Annotated in this window: 14 protein-coding genes; 1 reads left to right on the forward strand and 13 read right to left on the reverse strand. The window is 37.3% G+C overall.

All coding sequences use genetic code 11. The annotated features are described in order from the left end of the window. Positions 1-113: 113 nt before the first annotated feature. The 7 genes from VXN63_RS04610 to mgtE form a co-directional block, all read right to left on the reverse strand. A complete protein-coding gene (locus tag VXN63_RS04610; protein WP_327756802.1) occupies positions 114-2,489 on the reverse strand; it encodes an endonuclease MutS2 in 2,376 nt (791 codons plus the stop codon). Positions 2,490-2,619: 130 nt separating this feature from the next. Further along, entirely contained in the window at positions 2,620-3,195 is a 576-nt protein-coding gene (locus VXN63_RS04615; protein WP_327756803.1) for a CvpA family protein, read from the reverse strand. 41 nt (positions 3,196-3,236) lie between these two features. After that, entirely contained in the window at positions 3,237-3,503 is a 267-nt protein-coding gene (locus VXN63_RS04620; RefSeq protein ID WP_327756804.1) for a cell division protein ZapA, read from the reverse strand. A gap of 282 nt (positions 3,504-3,785) precedes the next feature. After that, positions 3,786-6,203 carry a phenylalanine--tRNA ligase subunit beta gene (gene pheT / locus VXN63_RS04625; protein WP_327756805.1) on the reverse strand — a complete coding sequence of 806 codons (2,418 nt, stop codon included), beginning with the start codon at positions 6,201-6,203 and terminating at the stop codon, positions 3,786-3,788. A gap of 6 nt (positions 6,204-6,209) precedes the next feature. Continuing rightward, the gene (pheS, locus tag VXN63_RS04630) at positions 6,210-7,256 is read right to left on the reverse strand and encodes a phenylalanine--tRNA ligase subunit alpha (protein WP_327756806.1); all 1,047 of its coding nucleotides are present in this window, start codon (positions 7,254-7,256) and stop codon (positions 6,210-6,212) included. Between the two features lie 338 nt (positions 7,257-7,594). Next, complete coding sequence (locus tag VXN63_RS04635; RefSeq protein ID WP_327756878.1) at positions 7,595-7,939, reverse strand: winged helix-turn-helix transcriptional regulator; 345 nt, start codon at positions 7,937-7,939, stop codon at positions 7,595-7,597. Positions 7,940-8,062: 123 nt separating this feature from the next. Next, positions 8,063-9,427: a magnesium transporter gene (gene mgtE / locus VXN63_RS04640; protein ID WP_327756807.1), complete on the reverse strand. Its 1,365-nt coding sequence runs from the start codon at positions 9,425-9,427 to the stop codon at positions 8,063-8,065. 369 nt (positions 9,428-9,796) lie between these two features. On the opposite strand from mgtE, the gene VXN63_RS04645 reads away from it, so the two are divergent. Continuing rightward, positions 9,797-10,219 carry a hypothetical protein gene (locus tag VXN63_RS04645; RefSeq protein ID WP_327756808.1) on the forward strand — a complete coding sequence of 141 codons (423 nt, stop codon included), beginning with the start codon at positions 9,797-9,799 and terminating at the stop codon, positions 10,217-10,219. 166 nt (positions 10,220-10,385) lie between these two features. Here the strand turns inward: VXN63_RS04645 and VXN63_RS04650 are convergent, their stop codons facing one another. The 6 genes from VXN63_RS04650 to VXN63_RS04675 all read right to left on the reverse strand — a co-directional run bounded on the left by VXN63_RS04650 (position 10,386) and on the right by VXN63_RS04675 (position 16,883). After that, positions 10,386-10,910 carry an HD domain-containing protein gene (locus tag VXN63_RS04650; protein ID WP_327756809.1) on the reverse strand — a complete coding sequence of 175 codons (525 nt, stop codon included), beginning with the start codon at positions 10,908-10,910 and terminating at the stop codon, positions 10,386-10,388. Between the two features lie 212 nt (positions 10,911-11,122). Continuing rightward, on the reverse strand, positions 11,123-11,881 hold the full coding sequence (locus VXN63_RS04655) for a TrmH family RNA methyltransferase (RefSeq protein WP_327756810.1): 759 nt from the start codon (positions 11,879-11,881) through the stop codon (positions 11,123-11,125). Between the two features lie 139 nt (positions 11,882-12,020). Further along, positions 12,021-13,526, reverse strand: coding sequence for a peptidoglycan DD-metalloendopeptidase family protein (locus VXN63_RS04660; RefSeq protein WP_327756811.1), 1,506 nt, complete (start codon positions 13,524-13,526; stop codon positions 12,021-12,023). A 350-nt stretch (positions 13,527-13,876) separates the two neighbouring features. Beyond that, positions 13,877-14,701: a carbohydrate ABC transporter permease gene (locus VXN63_RS04665; protein WP_327756812.1), complete on the reverse strand. Its 825-nt coding sequence runs from the start codon at positions 14,699-14,701 to the stop codon at positions 13,877-13,879. Continuing rightward, the gene (locus VXN63_RS04670) at positions 14,701-15,567 is read right to left on the reverse strand and encodes a carbohydrate ABC transporter permease (protein ID WP_327756813.1); all 867 of its coding nucleotides are present in this window, start codon (positions 15,565-15,567) and stop codon (positions 14,701-14,703) included. The genes VXN63_RS04665 and VXN63_RS04670 overlap by 1 nt, the downstream gene beginning before the upstream one ends. A 5-nt stretch (positions 15,568-15,572) precedes the next feature. Next, positions 15,573-16,883: an ABC transporter substrate-binding protein gene (locus VXN63_RS04675; protein WP_327756814.1), complete on the reverse strand. Its 1,311-nt coding sequence runs from the start codon at positions 16,881-16,883 to the stop codon at positions 15,573-15,575. Positions 16,884-17,262: the final 379 nt, after the last annotated feature.

Genomic DNA, 17,262 nt, shown 5'->3' on the forward strand with positions numbered 1-17,262 from the left:
ATCCTCCTAGTCTTACTAATAAAAAGTAAGTTTTTATTGCAACAAAAACAGTATACCAAAGATTAGATAAAAAATCTAATCTTTAAGCTGTTTTTGCTGATTTTGTCATAAATTTATTTAAACGTTACATTCGTAGCACCGCTACCACCTTGATTCGCTGGAGCATCAGCATATGTTTTTACTTGAGAATGTTTTTTTAAATAATCTTGAACGGCTTTTCTGACTGCACCAGTCCCCATCCCGTGAATGATCGTTACTTTAGGATAGTTAGACAAAATAGCTTGATCAAGATATTGATCTAAACGGTTTATAGCTGACTCCACTCTTTCTCCTCTTAAGTCTATTTCTGTAGATACAGATCCCATAGAGTAAGATTTCAATGAAGCACGTGCTTGTTTCGGTTCTTTTTCAGCTTGAGTCTGCGTAAGGTCACTTTCGTTCAGCTTCATCTTCAACATGCCCATCTGCACGACCCATTGCTTGTTACCGGATTTTTCAATCACAATACCTTTTTGACCTAAAGATTCTACTTGAACAGAGTCTCCTGGTTTCAGTTCTTTTTTGCGCTTTTGTTTCTGAAGCACTTTATTTTTCTGTAATGCCGCTTCTTCTGTCTTCAAGTTAGCTAGTTTCGTCTGAGCATCTATGAATTCGTGCTCTTTGACATTTGCACCGGCTTGTCCTTCAAGCTGTCTCTGTCTCAAATTATCTATAATTTCATTAGCATCTTTTTGAGCACGTTCAATAATTTTATTGGCTTCTGATTCAGCTTTCTTCTTAAGATTATCTTTTTCAATCTCATAATCTTTGAATGCCGTCTTCAGCTCCTCGTGAATCTTATGGGCATTTTTCAGTTCTTCTTTAGTAGATATCGTTGCTTGGTCTGCTTGTTTTCTTTTTGTTTCTAGATCCTGAATCATCTCATCAACACTCTGACTTTCACCACTCATCAATTGTCTAGCTGATTCGATAATGGTTTCTTCAAGCCCTAATCGCTTAGCAATTTCAAATGCGTTACTTCGTCCTGGTATTCCTATTAATAAACGATACGTAGGACTCAAAGTCTGAACATCAAACTCCATACTGGCGTTGATCGTCTGAGGACGATTATACCCATAAGCTTTTAACTCCGGATAGTGTGAAGTAATCAGTACATAGCTACCTTTAGCAGCGATTGCATCAAGCATTGCGATTGCTAGAGCAGCACCTTCTTGAGGATCTGTACCAGCTCCCAGTTCATCTAGTAAGATCAAACTGTTTTCATCAATCTTACTTAATATATTGACAATATTCGTCATATGGGATGAGAACGTCGATAAACTCTGTTCAATCGACTGTTCATCACCAATATCTGCAAATACACTTGAAAAAACGCCCATGACACTTTCCTCTTCCACAGGAATCTGCAATCCAGATTGTCCCATCAATTGAAGTAAGCCAAGTGTTTTTAAGGCAACAGTTTTTCCTCCTGTATTCGGTCCGGTGATGATCATTGTTTTATACTGTTCACCTAGAATCAAGTCATTTGCTACAACGTCACTTTCTTCTAGTAAAGGGTGTCTTGCCTGAATAAAGGAGACATGATTCTCTTTACTGATCAGTGGTCTGATTCCTTTGATTTCCCGTGCATACTTCGCTTTAGCATTCACAAAATCCAGTAAAATCAGAACCGTCATGTTCTGTTCGATCTCAACAGTGTGCGGCATAATTTCGTTTGTTAGTTCAGCTAGAATTCTTTCGACTTCACTACGCTCTTCACTTTGGTATTGTTTCAGACGATTATTCAAATCTACAACACTTTGTGGTTCTATGAAGAGCGTTTGTCCAGTTGAACTTTGGTCATGTACAACACCACCAAAGGTCGATTTGTTCTCATGCTTCACTGGAATCACGTAACGGTCGTTTCGCATAGTAATGATCGCATCTGTTAGAAATCTTGCCTGACTTCCTCTAACAATACTCTCAAGCTTCTGACGTACTCTGTTTTCAGTTTGTTTGATAGCCGTTCTAATCCCTCTTAATTTCGTACTTGCGTCATCTAGTACGTATCCACCTTCATCTACAACCGAATAAATGGTTCTCTCAAGCGGTCTGAGTGAGACAAATTGATTACTGACTTTGTAAAGCTGATTTAATTCTATTTCGTCTTCTTTTAATTGGGTAAAGAATTGGCTGATTTCTCTTACACTCCGGATCACTTTACCGATTTGAGCAATCTCTTGGCCATTCAATGCAGCACCGATATTCGCACGCTTCAAATGTGGTCTGATATCCAAGAATGGTGATAATGGGATACCCCCACGCATTTTCAGTATTCTAACACCATCATCAGTCTCTTCTTGTCTTGTTTTCACTTCTTCATAATCTGATGAAGGAGAAAGTGCCAGGATTTTCTCTTTTCCTAAACTTGAAACTGCATGAGTTGATAGTTGATTCATCACTTTAGGAAAATCCAACGTTTTGAATGATTTTTCGATTTTCATCTTCATTCTATCAAGCCTCTCTAATTCGTATTAACAGGTACCGACAAAAAAAGTGTTGCTGGATACGCGCATTTCAGCCTACGTATACCAGATCAACACCATTATATTTGTCGTCTGATGCTCGTTCATTTTAAAATTATTCAGTTATACCGTCTTCTCTTAAACCTTCTTGGATCCACCACTCGTAGATATTAGAAGATAATTCTGGCGTATCAGATACAATTTTCTTTGCGATTGCACTTGATTCAAACTGATTTTGAATCCAACCTACTGGTACAGTAGACAATAAGAATAACACTAGAAAAATCCCAACGTATTGGACGAGCAATCCGATGATTGCGCCACCGATGGCATTCAGCTGTTTTAACAATGGAATCTCTGAAATGAAATTTAGTAGACCACCGATGAAGCGTGTTGCGATCCAACCGATAATCAAGATTCCTATAAAGCCAACACCATTATAAAAACCTTGATCTAAATTAAAGGTAATCTCTCTTCCGTATAAGACAAAAGGATTATCTGTGGCTGAAACTGGACTCGGGTAAGGCACGAGCATTCTTACAAATTCACTGACTTCCTGGTAGTACTGTAATGCAACATAAAAGGATATAGAGTATCCGATTGTTAAAACTAATTGTAAAATTAGTCCTCTTCTTGCTCCGCTGTAGAGCGCTATGAGTAATAAAAACACTATAATTAGAGTGAATACCATGGTACTTTTGCTCTCCTTAATGGCTAAACGATCAAGTTAAGTCATGAACGTTCATTTTCCAATTCATTTATTCTTTCTTCGAGCTTCACTATTTTCTTCTTCATCTCGAGTTGATCTGAAACAGCATTGATTGCCATTAACATAGCTCTCTTCTCCGGATCTAGACCTTTAGTCATTTCTTTCAATTGGTTCATCTGTTCGTCCACTGTCTGAGCAACGGTTTTCATATGCTGCTCTGAGCGTGGCCCTACGATCGTATACGTTTCGCCAGCAATGTTAGCTTTGAACCTTCTCTTTTCTTCAGGCATAGACCTGCCTCCTAGATATGCAAATTCCTTATTATAATAACATGAAAAAAAAGAACTTGCACCAATTGCTTATTATTTACCTCTTTAAGCTCTTCATTATTTTTGATATTTCTAAATTCCATTCATCTCTTTAATGACTTTTCACTACTTATTCGAAGCCAAAAAGCGATCAAGTAATCCTGAATTTCAGGATCACCTAATCGCTTTGATAGGATTCGTTCACTTTACAAAACGTAAAAGGCCACGTTGTTTCAGAACTTAGTTGTATCCACGTATCTTATTTTAACGTATTTCAGCATCCAATTCTTGAACAAGTGCTGCTTTTACTTTTTCAAAGTCTTGGTTCACTTCATCTTCTTTTAAAGTTGCTTCAGGATTCAGATAAGATAGTGAATATCCTAAGGATTTCTGACCTTCTCGGATATGTTCTCCTTGGTAAAGATCAAATAACTGGATGTTTCTCAGCCATTTACCACCGTTTGACTCAATCGTTGCAATAACCTGATTGTGTGTCACTGTATCTTGAACAAGCAAGGCAATATCACGAGAAGTTCCTGGATATTTTGGAATCGTCTGATAGCGAACGGGATCTTTGCCAGACTGAACAAGTGCTTCAATGCTCATTTCGAACACGAAAGTATCTTCTAAATCAAATTTTTGTGCAATGAGTGGATGGATTTGTCCAATAACACCTATCACATCATTTCCGATACGAATCTCAGCTGTTCTTCCAGGATGGAAGTCTTCTAAGGTTTTAATAGCTGTGAAGGAAATTTTTTCACTGAATCCAATAGACTCAAGTAATTCTTCTACAATTCCTTTCAAAGTAAAGAAGTCTACAGCTTGCGCTTTTGACTGCCACGTATTTTCAGATAAAGATCCTGTAATCAGACCTGCTACATGTTCTTCCTCAGTAGGCAATGCAGAAGAGTTGTTTTCGTAGAATACATGTCCTACTTCATATAAAGCACTGTTTTTAGTCTGACGTGCCGAGTTGTACGCCGCATTATCAATTAGACCACTAATTAAGCTCAGTCTTAGGGACTTGTGTTCTTCACTCATTGGCCAATCCAGTTCTGTTGTGTTAGAAGGTTTCAAACTAAATCTTGCTGCTTTTTCAGGAGTCGTTAGTGCATAACTGATTGTTTGAGCCAGCCCACTCCCTTCAAGGTATCTACGTACGTAACGCGTCAGACGCTGTTTGTCCGTTAATTCTCCTGGAGTAGATTCCATCACGGGTAGTGTTGAAGGAATTTTGTTATACCCATAAATACGTGCCACTTCTTCAAGAAGATCTGCTTCAATCGAAATATCCCATCTTCTCAATGGTACTGTTACAATAAACTGATCTTCAATCAATCTATATTCAAATTGTAACCTTGTGAAGATTGAAGCTACTTCTTCAAGGGAAAGAGCCGTTCCTAATGCATGATTAATTTTTGTAACAGTGATTGAAACTTCTTTTTCAGTTGCCTGTTGATCGTTTGCTTCAGCTACTCCAGAAATGATTGTACCCTTACTAATTTCTGCCATTAAAACCGCTGCATGGTCCAAAGCATCTTGAATGGTGCCTAGATTCAATCCACGTTCAAATCTTGAACTCGATTCACTACGAAGGTTCAATGATTGAGCCGTTTTACGGATTAAAGAAGATTCAAAAACTGCTGATTCTATAAGAACTGTACGAGTTGTTCCAGTTACGTGTGTGTTTTGTCCACCCATAACTCCTGCTAGTGCAACAGGTTTACTTCCATTTGTCACGACTAGATTCTCAGTTGTTAATACTCTTTCTTGTCCATCAAGTGTTGTCATGGCTTCATCACTTTGCGCTCTTCTTACATGGACTTCTTTGGAATCCAATAAATCGTAATCAAAAGCATGCAACGGTTGTCCGTATTCCAACATAATATAGTTCGTAACATCGACGACAGAATCGATTGGACGAATCCCAGCGCTCATAAGTCTGCGTTGTAACCATAAAGGACTTTGGGTAACCTTAAGATTCGTTACGATACGCGATTTATAATAAGGTGTATCTTTTGGATCTTCAACAGAAACACTGATCCATTCCTCTATCGAACTCGATGGATCTTCTGTGACCTGAATATTTTCAAAAGTCGGTTCTTGAGACAAGATTGCACCGGCTTCAAACGCTACTCCACGCATACTCATTGCATCGGCCCTGTTCGGTGTAATATCTAAGTCAATCAACACATCGTCTAGTCCAAGATAAGTTAACGCATTTTCACCAACGACAGCAGTTCCTGGCAAAAGATATAAACCATCTTCTGCATACTTGGGAATGACTGAATCTGAAAATCCTAGTTCATCAAGCGCACATAACATACCGTTTGAGACATGCCCTCTTAACTTACTTTTTTTGATTTTAAAATTCCCTGGAAGTCTTGCGCCAGGTAGAGCCACGATGACTTTCTGGCCTTTATCTACGTTAGGAGCCCCACAAACGATTTGGAACAGTTCTGATTCGCCAACATCTACTTGTGTGATGTTTAAGTGATCGGAATCTTCCATTTTTTCAATAGATTTTACTTCTCCGACTACAATATTTTTTAAGCCTTTGCCCATTTCGATGAGACTATCCACTTCAATACCAGTCAACGTAATCTGGTCAGCAAGCTTTTCAGGCGTTGTGTTTTCTAAATTCAAATAATCTGATAACCAGTTGTATGATACTTTCATTTTATCCTATCCCTTCACCTTGAATTGTTCTAAGAATCTCTGGTCGTTCAAGTAAAAATTACGGATATCATCGACTCCGTACTTCAGCATTGCGATTCGGTCTGGTCCCATTCCAAATGCGAATCCACCATAAATCTCTGGATCTACACCGGACATTCTCAGCACTTCTGGATGTGTCATACCGGCTCCAAGAATTTCAATCCATCCTGTTTGCTTACAGACATTACATCCTTCTCCACCACATTTAAAGCAGCTGACATCGACTTCTACAGAAGGCTCCGTAAACGGGAAGTAACTTGGACGCAATCTAATTTCACGATTTTCTCCAAACATTTTCTTAGCTAATGCTTCAAGTGTGCCTTTAAGATCAGCCATCGTAATATGCTTATCAATGACCAAACCTTCAATCTGGTGAAATTGATGAGAGTGCGTTGCATCATCTGTATCACGACGATAAACTTTACCAGGACTAATTATTTTAAGCGGTCCTTTTGAAAAATCATGCTTTTCAAGTGTTCTTGCTTGAACTGGAGATGTATGTGTCCGCAATAAAATCTCGTTAGTTATATAAAATGTATCTTGCATATCCCGAGCAGGGTGATTTTGTGGAAGATTCACTCGTTCAAAGTTGTAATAGTCTTCTTCTACTTCATTTCCTTCAACAATCTGATAACCCATTCCTAAGAAAAGATCTTCAATTTCTTCTATACTTTGCGTGATGACATGCGCTTGACCTTTTTTCGGTTTAATACCTGGAAGTGTGACATCCAATGTTTCTTCTGAAAGGCGCTTGTTCAAAACTTCTTTTTCAATAGACGCTTTCGTTTCAGTTAGTTGCGTCGCGATTTCGTCTCTGACTTTGTTTCCCAACTGTCCAATTACAGGACGCTCTTCAGCGGATAAATCTTTCATCCCTTTAAGCACTTGTGTTAACGCACCTTTTTTCCCTAAATAAGCGACTCTTAATGTTTCTAATGCTTCCATAGTTGTTATTGCACTGATCTCAACTCTTGCTTTTGCTGAAATGTCTGATAATCTATCTTTTAATTCCATACTCTCTCTCCTTTGTTTATGTAGTTTTTGAACAAAAAAAGACCCCATCCCAATATAGGGACGAGGTCAACACGCGGTACCACCCTTGTTTAAAACTGGATCAAGCCAGTCTTACACTTCTGCATAACGGCGCATACCGAGATTTCTTCTGTCATACGAAATCTGCTTTAACCAGAGCAAAAGATCCGCAGATCTGAAACTCTAGAACGTTGAAAGTGAACTTCATTCAGCTTTTTATACGAATGCTTTCAGCCAATGGCATTCGCTCTCTTGATAATCCACTGAATTACTCTTTTTCAACAATAGCTTTTCATTTATATTATTGGTTTTGAAACCGATTATAGGTGTTTATGGCATTCCTCAGCACTGATCCATTCGTCAGCCCAGCCTTGTACCTCTCTCATAACTGTTTCAAGAGCTGCGCCCTTTGACGTTAGACGATATCCAGATTTGATTTCGCAATCTTCATCAAGATTCTTAGTCACGATATCAGCCTGTTCAAGTTCTTTCAGTCTTTCTACTAGAACACGATCACTTACATCAGGTATCGATTCCGAAAGATCTTTGAAACGACGAGGTCCATCCAATAAAACATCAATAATGAGTCCAGTCCATTTTTTCCCTAGTATAGAAAATGTTTGCTCAAACTTTGGACAAATGATTTTATTCTCTGTTGCTTCAATCATGTATGTTCACCTCTACTTTCAAACAACAATAGTATATCATCAATAAGAACTTTTTGTAAGTAAATAGAAGAAAAAGTTGAATTTCTGACATATCATCGATCAATCTTGAGCTATTGCCCTTTATAAGTGCTCAAGGAAAAGCGTTGCAATAGAAAAATAGATAAATAATCCCAGTGAATCATTAATTGTTGTAATAAACGGACCTGATGCTACTGCTGGATCAATTTTAAATTTGTTAATAATTACAGGAATAACGGTCCCCATAACTGTAGATACACTTACCGTTAGTAACATTGACGCACTGATAATTAAAGCTAGTACACCATTTCCATGAAGAACGAACACAATACCACTCACAACAACTGCTGCTAAGATACCAATTAGTACACCTGCTCCAAGTTCATTTTTAATCGTCTGGAACAAGCTTTCTTTGTCTTGATCATCTTCAATTGTTAGATTACGAACCGCTACCGCTAATGCTTGTGTACCTACGTTACCGGCTGTATCCATGATCATAGGAATAAATGCTGCTAATAATACAACGGACTGTAATGTCTCTTCGAAGAAACTGATTAGACTTCCAGTAATCATTCCTAAGAATAAAAGGATGACTATCCACGGTGCTCGTGCTTTCGCTGTTTTAAATGGCGTCATTTTTCTATCGTCTGTCCCTTTTTTGATTGCTGCAAAGTCATTGAAATCCTCTGTTACCTCGTCTTCTAAAACGTCCATAATATCATCGACCGTTACGATACCCAACATAGAACCATTGTGTGCAAGCACTGGTAAAGCAAGTAAATCGTAATCTTGAATGACTCTCGCAACGTTTTCCTGATCTTCATCCACTTTGACCGAAACAACTTGACTAAACATAATGTTTTCAACTGTTTCTGTTTCAGGAGAAAGTAATAGGTCTCTTAGTGACAGAACTCCTAACAATCTTTCCTTTTCATCGACCACATATAAGTAATAAATTGTTTCTGCTTTTTTACCGATATTTCTCAATTTTTTAATAACTTGATCTAGAGTTAACTTGTAATTGATTTTAATAAACTCCTTGGTCATAATTGACCCAGCAGTTTCTGGTGCATAAGACAATAGTTCCTGTACGCGTTCACTTTCGCGGTCATCCATCATAGAAAGCAATACTTGATTATCTGTATCATCACTTTCGTTTAAAAAATGCGCTACATCATCGGCCGCCATATGGTTGAACACTTTAGCCATGTATTCGTCTGGAAGGTACTGGACAGCAGCTTCTTGATCTTCTGTCTCCATCCATTCAAATATCTCAGCAAATTCTTCAGGATCGAGAAAATGAGAAATCTTTCGCTTTTTTTCTGGATATAGTAAATGGAATATTTCGTGCTGATCTCTGTCATGTAACTTAAGAAATAATTCTCTGAACTGTTCGCGATCGTCTTTTTTAGCTGCTGAAAAAATTTGTTCGTAGTGTTTTTGTTTGTTATCTTTGATAAATTTCATTTTCTATCATCCTTCACTGAGTATACCTTTGGAGGCACTTTTTTGATTTGATTTACTTATTGATAAAAAACTGGGACTGGCATCCATTTGCCTCACCTCCAAATTTACTAGTTAGGATATGCTCAAAAAAAACATGCACTTAGCATGTACTTTTAGTAGAGACTTCCTTTTAACCTTCTCTTTCCAATCGACAATTCATCATATCTGATTATTTAGTCTATTTCAAGGCGGTATATGTAAGTTAACGATACAGTATCCCTTTTTATTTTTCAATAGAGACAACCTATTTTGTGCCTTGGTCCCTATCTTTTGAGGAATATTTAGATGTTTTGTATACTTAAACTATCATTTTAACAGAGGAGTATTTATATGAAAAAGATGATTGGTTTACTATTCAGTATAAGCTTACTAGGCGCTTGCAATGCTGGAGATACAGATGAAGCAAATGAAGAGACAACACTTACTCAAGAAGAAGAAGCTGCAGTAGACGACGAAACTCAAGTAACTGAGGCTGCTGCGACCGAAGAAGAAATGGCACCCGTAGATGATGAAGATTTAGAAGACGCTGAGATGATTTCTGATTTAAGCGAATATGAAGAATTTGAAGATCAAGATACTTTTGACCCTTCTCAACTTGATGCTTATCTCATTACAGATAACCCAGGAACTAGAGTTGTTCTATTTACTGATGGTGACGAGCAAATGTTTAAATCTATTTATATTAAAGAAGATAATCGTTTCAAAGTGGTTGATTTAGTTGAAAATGAATTGCTAATCAACGCCCCGTTATAACATTGCGTCCATCACTTATTTGAATCTGCATATTTCAGACAGTATGCTTTAAAACTAGATAATCAAAAAAGCAGGAGTTGACTTGTACATGTGTACACTTCAACTCCTGCTTTTTAATTTGTTAAGTAGCGGGTGAAATCTTACTAAAGAATCACTTTTGTTTTAATTAAGCGTGTACTAGGCGTATTCGAGAAATTAAATTCGCCATTTTCACTTTTGTCTTTTCTCTTAATGGTTGAGAGACTTCACTGATTGCACAGTATTTATCTACGCAAGTTACAATCATACTCTCTTTGTATCTTGGCAATCCAACTTTTGAGCACAAAAACATGTGCTTTAAGATGATGTCTTTTTCAAGTTCACTTAACGGCGTAATCTTCGCTGCATTTTCCACAGCAATTTTAGGATGTACACAGTTGTGTGAGCCCAGTTCCATAGCTGCGATTTCTTCTCGTCCTTCATGGAAGAAATCGTGTAAGAGACCTGCTCTAGCAACTGCCCTTACATTCAAATTCATTTTTTTAGCTATACGGTAGCTGACGTATGAAACAAAAAGCGAGTGTGTCAAGCGAGTCGTATAATGGTGATGCGTAATAGTTTCTAATTTAAGCAAATCTTCATTTTCAAGTAAATCATTAATTAAAGCTACATATTCTAGATCCTGTTCCCAGATTGACTGAACAAATTCCATGAAACGTCTCCTTTATGCTACGGTTGATATCTATAGTCATTTTATTTAATAGAATGTTTTTTTATCGTTAATGGCTTATGTTCCATATCTTACTCCTAACGAAATCATATTTAAAGTATTCCGTTAGATAAAAAGCGTTTACATTTTAAATAGACGGAAATTGTCAAATTTCCGTTATAATTACTTATTTTGTCCTGATCTAGGTAACTCTTTTATTGATATATAGAAAACATCAAGATGCTCGCAGCAATCGCAACGTTCAAAGATTCTGCTTGCCCTTTAATTGGAATATATAAATTTTTATCTGTCACCTCTAGTAACTCAGAACGTACACCGGCACCTTCGTTCCCAACGATCAGACCAAAAGGCTGTGTTTGTTTTTCACTAGCGTAGTCTACCGCTCGTTCATCTAATGCCGTTCCATAAACTGCATAACCTTTAGTTTGAAAAGATTCTACCCATTGTTCTAGTTCTCCACTGGTTACGGTTAAATGAAAGTGGCTCCCTTGGGCAGATCTTAAAGTTTTAGGATTATACAAATCTGCTGATCCTTCACCTAACACTACACCTCCAAATCCGGCTGCATCTGCAGAACGAATAAGCGTACCCACATTTCCTGGATCTTGAACGGCGTCTAAAAAAAGGTAAGGCTTCTCAATGGTTTCAACTTTTTCTTCTTCTATGTTAAGTACTGCAAAAATCCCTTGTGTGGTTCCTGTATCCGCAAGTTCTGCAGCCACTTCAAAAGATACCTCAAAAGCTTCTACCGATTCTATATGCGTTACCCATTCGCTATTGATGACATCTTCTCTGATTATCAAACATTGAATCAACACATTAGCACGAATAGCTTCTTCTATTAAATGAAACCCTTCTATCAGATATTGTCCTGCTTTATTTCGACCTTTTCTGGTCAGGAGCTTTTTCCAGTTTTTAACTTTTTGGTTTTTTGTGGATTCAATTTTTTCCATCGTAACGCCCTCTCTCTTTTACAAAGAATAGTTTAACATAATTCAATTCATACTGAGCAGTAAATTATTCTTTAAATCGACAAAAAAAGAGAGCATACATCTACGTTTGTAGTGCAGCTCTCCGATTCTAATTGTTTAATTATCCTCCGATATAAGAAAGAGGATCAACAAGATTTCCATTTACTGTAATTTCAAAGTGCAAGTGAACGCCTGTTGAACCACCAGTTGATCCCATGACACCAATCTGTTGTCCTTGAGATACGGTTTGTCCAGGTGCAACTTTAAGACCTGATAACATATGCGCGTAAAGTGAAGTCGTTCCATCACCATGATCGATTTTGACGTAGTATCCATAGCTACCACCAAATGAAGCTGTAACAACCTTACCAGGTTTTGCAGCGACAATAGGTCCACCACCGGCAATATCGACTCCTCTGTGAAGTTTTCGTTCTCCACTGATCGGATGCGTACGGTAACCAAACGGCGAAGAGATTCGTCCGCTAGCCGGTCTTGTCCAGCCTCCACCAGTGCTCGGTTTTGATGGTGCAGGAGTACTTGGTGTTGATGGTGCTGGTGCTTTCGGTTTTGATGGTGCAGGAGCACTTGGTGTTGATGGCGCTGGCGTTGATTTAGGTTGTGACGGTTTCGAAGTAGAAGTCGCTACCTCTGATTTTTGTTTTTCGGCTGCAGCTCTAGCTGCGGCTCTTTCGCTTGTTGCTTTTTCTTCTGCTGCTTGCTCACTAGCTACTTTTTCTTCTGCAACTCTTTTTTCTTCAGCCAATCTATAAGCTTCTTCTTCTTCTTTTTGGCGCTTTTCTTCAGCGAGACGCGCTTCTTCTTGAATTCTTCTTTGCTCTTCCATAATACGTTCTTGTTCTTCTTGCATTTCTGCACTTAATGTACTTGTTCGTTGCGCTACAAGTGTTTGTTCCGAAACAAATGAGGCTTTTTCTTCTTCAGACATGTTGAAACGTTCTGCAACTTGAATGATTTTATCGTCCAATTCCACTCTTTGTGCAACTAAGTTGTTTCGATCTACTTCTAGTTGAGCTTTTACTGTTTGCACTTCTTCTTTTTCTTTTTCGATTGATTGCTCTGCAGCTTCTAAAGCTTCTTGATCATCCATTTGAGCTTGCATAATGGTTTGATTGGCAGATACGATTTGAGAAACCATACCGATACGTCCAATTAAATCAGAAAAGTCTTCAGCAGATACGACCATATTGATAATATCAGAAGCATTTCCTTCTGTCTGGACGGATCTTGCTTGATTCTCTAATTGTTCATTTCTTTGTTCAATTTGTTTTTCCAATCTATCGATATCTGCTTGTAATTCTTCAATTTCTTTTTCAATACGTTCAATGTCTTTTTCTTGTTCTTCAATCTTCATAACCAATTCATCAATATTTTTTTGAAGACCACTCACTTCTTCTTCTAGCCGAGTACGCTCTTCTTGTAGACTTTCCATCTGTTGCTCTTTTGACTGAATCTGTTCGTCTAAAGACTGATTTTTCTCATTCAGTTCACGCTGCTCTCTTTCTAACTCTTCCATGCGATCAGATTGAGCGGATGCTTGAATGGGTGCAAATACTGGAAAACTAAGACATGATGCTGCTACTACGGCAAAAACTTTCTTTTTAATCAATTTAACGACTCCTACATTCTTTTTTATAGTTTCTTAACTTGTGACTTGGTCACATGTTTCTCTCTGGTTGACTAAGTTAATCCTATCATGTTTTTTGAATCTTTAAGATTTTATTCTTATGACAAATTAACCCGTACTTTGTTACAAGATTGTATTGTTTGACGGAAATTCGAACAAAAAATTTTAGAGAAACACCCCTACAACAGTATTTCAAATATATAACAACCTTCTTTTAATGTTCATTCGTTTCTTTTACAGTGAACAATTTTTGACAATTTTTGACTCATAAAATTATGTATAAAAAAAGATGCAGAGCTTCATTAGCTCTACATCTTTTAAATATATTTATATTAAGATTTTGTCGCGCCTTCTGTAACCCCTTCAACGATATATTTCTGAAGGAAGATATATAAGATAATGATTGGAATAATTGCTAACACTAGACCTGCTAGTGCTAACTCCCACTGAACAGTATATTCGCCAAAGAAATAATACATTCTAAGTGGTATTGTCCGCATACCTTCTTTATTAATAACAAGAGAAGGTAGTAAGAAGTCATTCCATAATCTAATGGCATTTAGGATGATGACTGTTACAGTCGTAGGCTTCAATATAGGAAAGATCACTTGCCAGAATATCTGCAAAGGATTTCCTCCATCGAGGTAAGCTGCTTCATCTAGTGAAACTGAGATTGATCTCATAGCTCCATAGTATAAGAAGATTGACATGCTCGTTGCGAATCCCCAGTTCATAATAACAAGTCCAAATCGGTTTAGAAGATCCACTTGTCCAAACATACTAACCAATGGAATCATAACAGATTGGAAAGGAATCAGCATGGTTAAAGCGCACATAAAGTAGATGACATTACTCATTTTATTCTTCTTTCTCGCTAGTGCATAAGCAGCCATAGAAGAGAAGATTATAATGATAATAATACTGACTGTGGTAATCAATAATGAGTTAAAAAAACTACTTGCAAATTCTAGACTTTCATAGGCTCTTGGGTAATTATCCGTTACAACATCTTCTGGTACCCAAAGTGTGTTTGTGAAAATTTCAGATCTATTTTTAAATGATCCAAAAAATATAATAACAAACGGGTATATCCAAGTTAGAGATAAGATCGTACCCATTAGTAATACTAAAGATTTATGTCTTTTCACGCTACTCATTATAAATCAACCTCTTTTCTCCGTGTAATAAGAATTTGCGTTAAAGAGATTGCCGCTATAAGAAGTAGAAATATAATCGCTTTAGATTGTGCATATCCTTGCTCGTACTGATAAAACGCTGTGTTGTAAATATTCATTGCGACCATTTCAGTTGAACCATAGGGTGCACCATTTGTCAGTGCTAAGTTGACATCATATATTTTGAATGCATTCGCTAACGTTAAGAATAGACTGATGGTGAATGCCGGTGCCAACATTGGAAACTTGATATGCCAAAAAGCTTTCCAGTCACTTGCACCATCCATAAACCCAGCTTCAATCAGTTCTTTTGGAATATTCGCCAAAAACGAAATATAAATAATCATGATGTATCCACTCATTTGCCATAAGAAGACAATAATCATACCCCAAAATCCTGTAGAGGAATCTGACAACCAGGCACTAAAGAATGAAATCCCAGTTGCTGTAGCGATTCCCTCAAACGCTCTAACAAAAATAAATTGCCAGATAAATCCTAAGATAATCCCGCCAATTAAATTCGGCATAAAGAAAATCGTTCTAAAAAGGGTACTGACTTTCCCTAATTTCTGAGTTACCAGTAGCGCTAATCCTAAGCCAATGGCATTGACAAGGATAACCGCTACAAACGAAAATCTTAATGTAAACCATAAACTGTTCAAGAACTGAGTATCTTTCATCAATCTCAGATAATTTTGAAGACCGATAAAAGAAGAAGTGTATCCATCTGAATCTGTTAAAGATGTACCGATTCCAAGAATCAATGGAATCAGTATGATTACTGATACTGCTAAAACTGATGGCAATACAAATGCCCAGTAATAAGCTGTGTTGTGTTTACCTTGCATCAAACTCACCGCATTTCTTTAAAAGCTTCCGCTGTATTATTTTCAAAATCTTCCCATGACTGATCGCCAGTTAGATATTTCTGATATTCTGGATAAAGGACTTGTTGGAACCATCCATCAGGATATTGCTTATGCGTCATCGCGCCAGTTTCTCCATCAAGCAAAGCTTGGTACAATTCACTTGAAACAGGATCGGAAATGTCGCTTGGTTCGTAGCCTTCTTGTGCAGGTACAAAAGCCAAGTCTCCAACAATCATTTCTCTTCCTTCATCAGACAGATACATCCAGTCCAAGAAATTTTTCGATTCTTCAACTATTGCCTCATCCAGATTTTTGTTTACACCAATATAAAATGGTGCTCCTGCAATAATTTTACCTTCTGTATCGTTTTCACCGTAAACCGGTAGTAAGCCTAATTTTTCTTGAGCGAATTCTGGATCGATATCATTCAATGTTGGAACAATCCAAATTCCCTGGTGAACCATCGCAACTCGATCATTTACAAATAATTCTTCGACAGAACGACTATAATCAACTGTTAATATTGGTTGAACATTATGTTCGTTAAAGAGATCTGTATATTTTTTCATCTGATCTCCATACTCCCAGTTTAGTTCAGTAGCCTCATATGATTCTATGATACTGTCATTAAATTCAGGACTTGTAAAGTTTGCAGAAAATTGGTTCGCAATATAATTTTCTCCACCACTAAAACCAAAAACTGCATCAATTCCTAATGCCTCTTTCTGGCTATCAAGTGTTTCTACTGCTGCTGCAAAGTCATCATAATTTTGAATAGATTCAGGATCTACGCCTGCTTCTTCAAAAATCTCACGATTATACATCCAGCCAAAGCCTTCTATATTGAGAGGAACACCAAGTGGTACGCCATCAATTGTTCCGCCTTCTAGCATTCCATCGATAATCGTATCCGAAACTTCCAGATCCGTTACATCTAGTAGTGAATCACTATACCGTTCAACTTCAGGTAATCCACCTAGCATCATCATTGCTGGCTCATCTCCAGAAGAAAAGCGTGCTTGAAGTCCTGCAGACCCTTCTCCACTTCCTACTGTTGTAATCGTAATCTGCGTTTGACCATCACTTTGTTCTTCATACATCTGCGCGAGCTCTTCTAGTTGAGCAGTAATCTCCGGTTTTTGATTAAAGAAATCGAGTTTTACAACTCCACCTTCAACGCTACTTTCAGCCCCCTCGTCACTTGTACCGGATTCTGTTCCACCAGTTCCGCAACCGGCCAATAATAGTGGTACTGAAAGTAGTGAGAACAATGATTTGTTTAGCTTCATTTCCATGATATTCACTCCCTTATAGAATTGTAAAAATATTATCATGAATGTCTATTAGTGTATATTTATTCTGATAATCTTTTTTTCTTTTTTAATATTAACATAATACTTATAAAAACTAGTAGCAGATAGACTCAGAGAAATGAATATATTTAGCAAAACACTATCAAATCAACCTTTACCGATGAAGATTAACAAAGCATATTTATTTTCGGTATGTCACAGCCTATCCATATAAAAGTGATTAATCCTATTTTTCTTACGGTTTATGCATCTTTATATTTATGATAAAGAATAAATTTTCGTTTATTAGAAAACACTCATACTATATATGTTATATTTTTGATTATTTACACAAAATAAATCATGAATATACAATCTACTT

It is taken from the genome of Marinilactibacillus sp. XAAS-LB27, from assembly GCF_036039175.1.
Taxonomy (GTDB): domain Bacteria; phylum Bacillota; class Bacilli; order Lactobacillales; family Carnobacteriaceae_A; genus Marinilactibacillus.

Excerpts from the sequence above, each read along its gene's own strand:
- VXN63_RS04610 (WP_327756802.1), bottom strand. The coding sequence starts at position 2,489 with ATGAAGATGAAAATCGAAAAATCATTCAAAACGTTGGATTTTCCTAAA.
- VXN63_RS04615 (WP_327756803.1), bottom strand. The coding sequence starts at position 3,195 with ATGGTATTCACTCTAATTATAGTGTTTTTATTACTCATAGCGCTCTAC.
- VXN63_RS04620 (WP_327756804.1), bottom strand. The coding sequence starts at position 3,503 with ATGCCTGAAGAAAAGAGAAGGTTCAAAGCTAACATTGCTGGCGAAACG.
- pheT (WP_327756805.1), bottom strand. The coding sequence starts at position 6,203 with ATGAAAGTATCATACAACTGGTTATCAGATTATTTGAATTTAGAAAAC.
- pheS (WP_327756806.1), bottom strand. The coding sequence starts at position 7,256 with ATGGAATTAAAAGATAGATTATCAGACATTTCAGCAAAAGCAAGAGTT.
- mgtE (WP_327756807.1), bottom strand. The coding sequence starts at position 9,427 with ATGAAATTTATCAAAGATAACAAACAAAAACACTACGAACAAATTTTT.
- VXN63_RS04645 (WP_327756808.1), top strand. The coding sequence starts at position 9,797 with ATGAAAAAGATGATTGGTTTACTATTCAGTATAAGCTTACTAGGCGCT.
- VXN63_RS04650 (WP_327756809.1), bottom strand. The coding sequence starts at position 10,910 with ATGGAATTTGTTCAGTCAATCTGGGAACAGGATCTAGAATATGTAGCT.
- VXN63_RS04655 (WP_327756810.1), bottom strand. The coding sequence starts at position 11,881 with ATGGAAAAAATTGAATCCACAAAAAACCAAAAAGTTAAAAACTGGAAA.
- VXN63_RS04665 (WP_327756812.1), bottom strand. The coding sequence starts at position 14,701 with ATGAGTAGCGTGAAAAGACATAAATCTTTAGTATTACTAATGGGTACG.
- VXN63_RS04670 (WP_327756813.1), bottom strand. The coding sequence starts at position 15,567 with ATGCAAGGTAAACACAACACAGCTTATTACTGGGCATTTGTATTGCCA.
- VXN63_RS04675 (WP_327756814.1), bottom strand. The coding sequence starts at position 16,883 with ATGGAAATGAAGCTAAACAAATCATTGTTCTCACTACTTTCAGTACCA.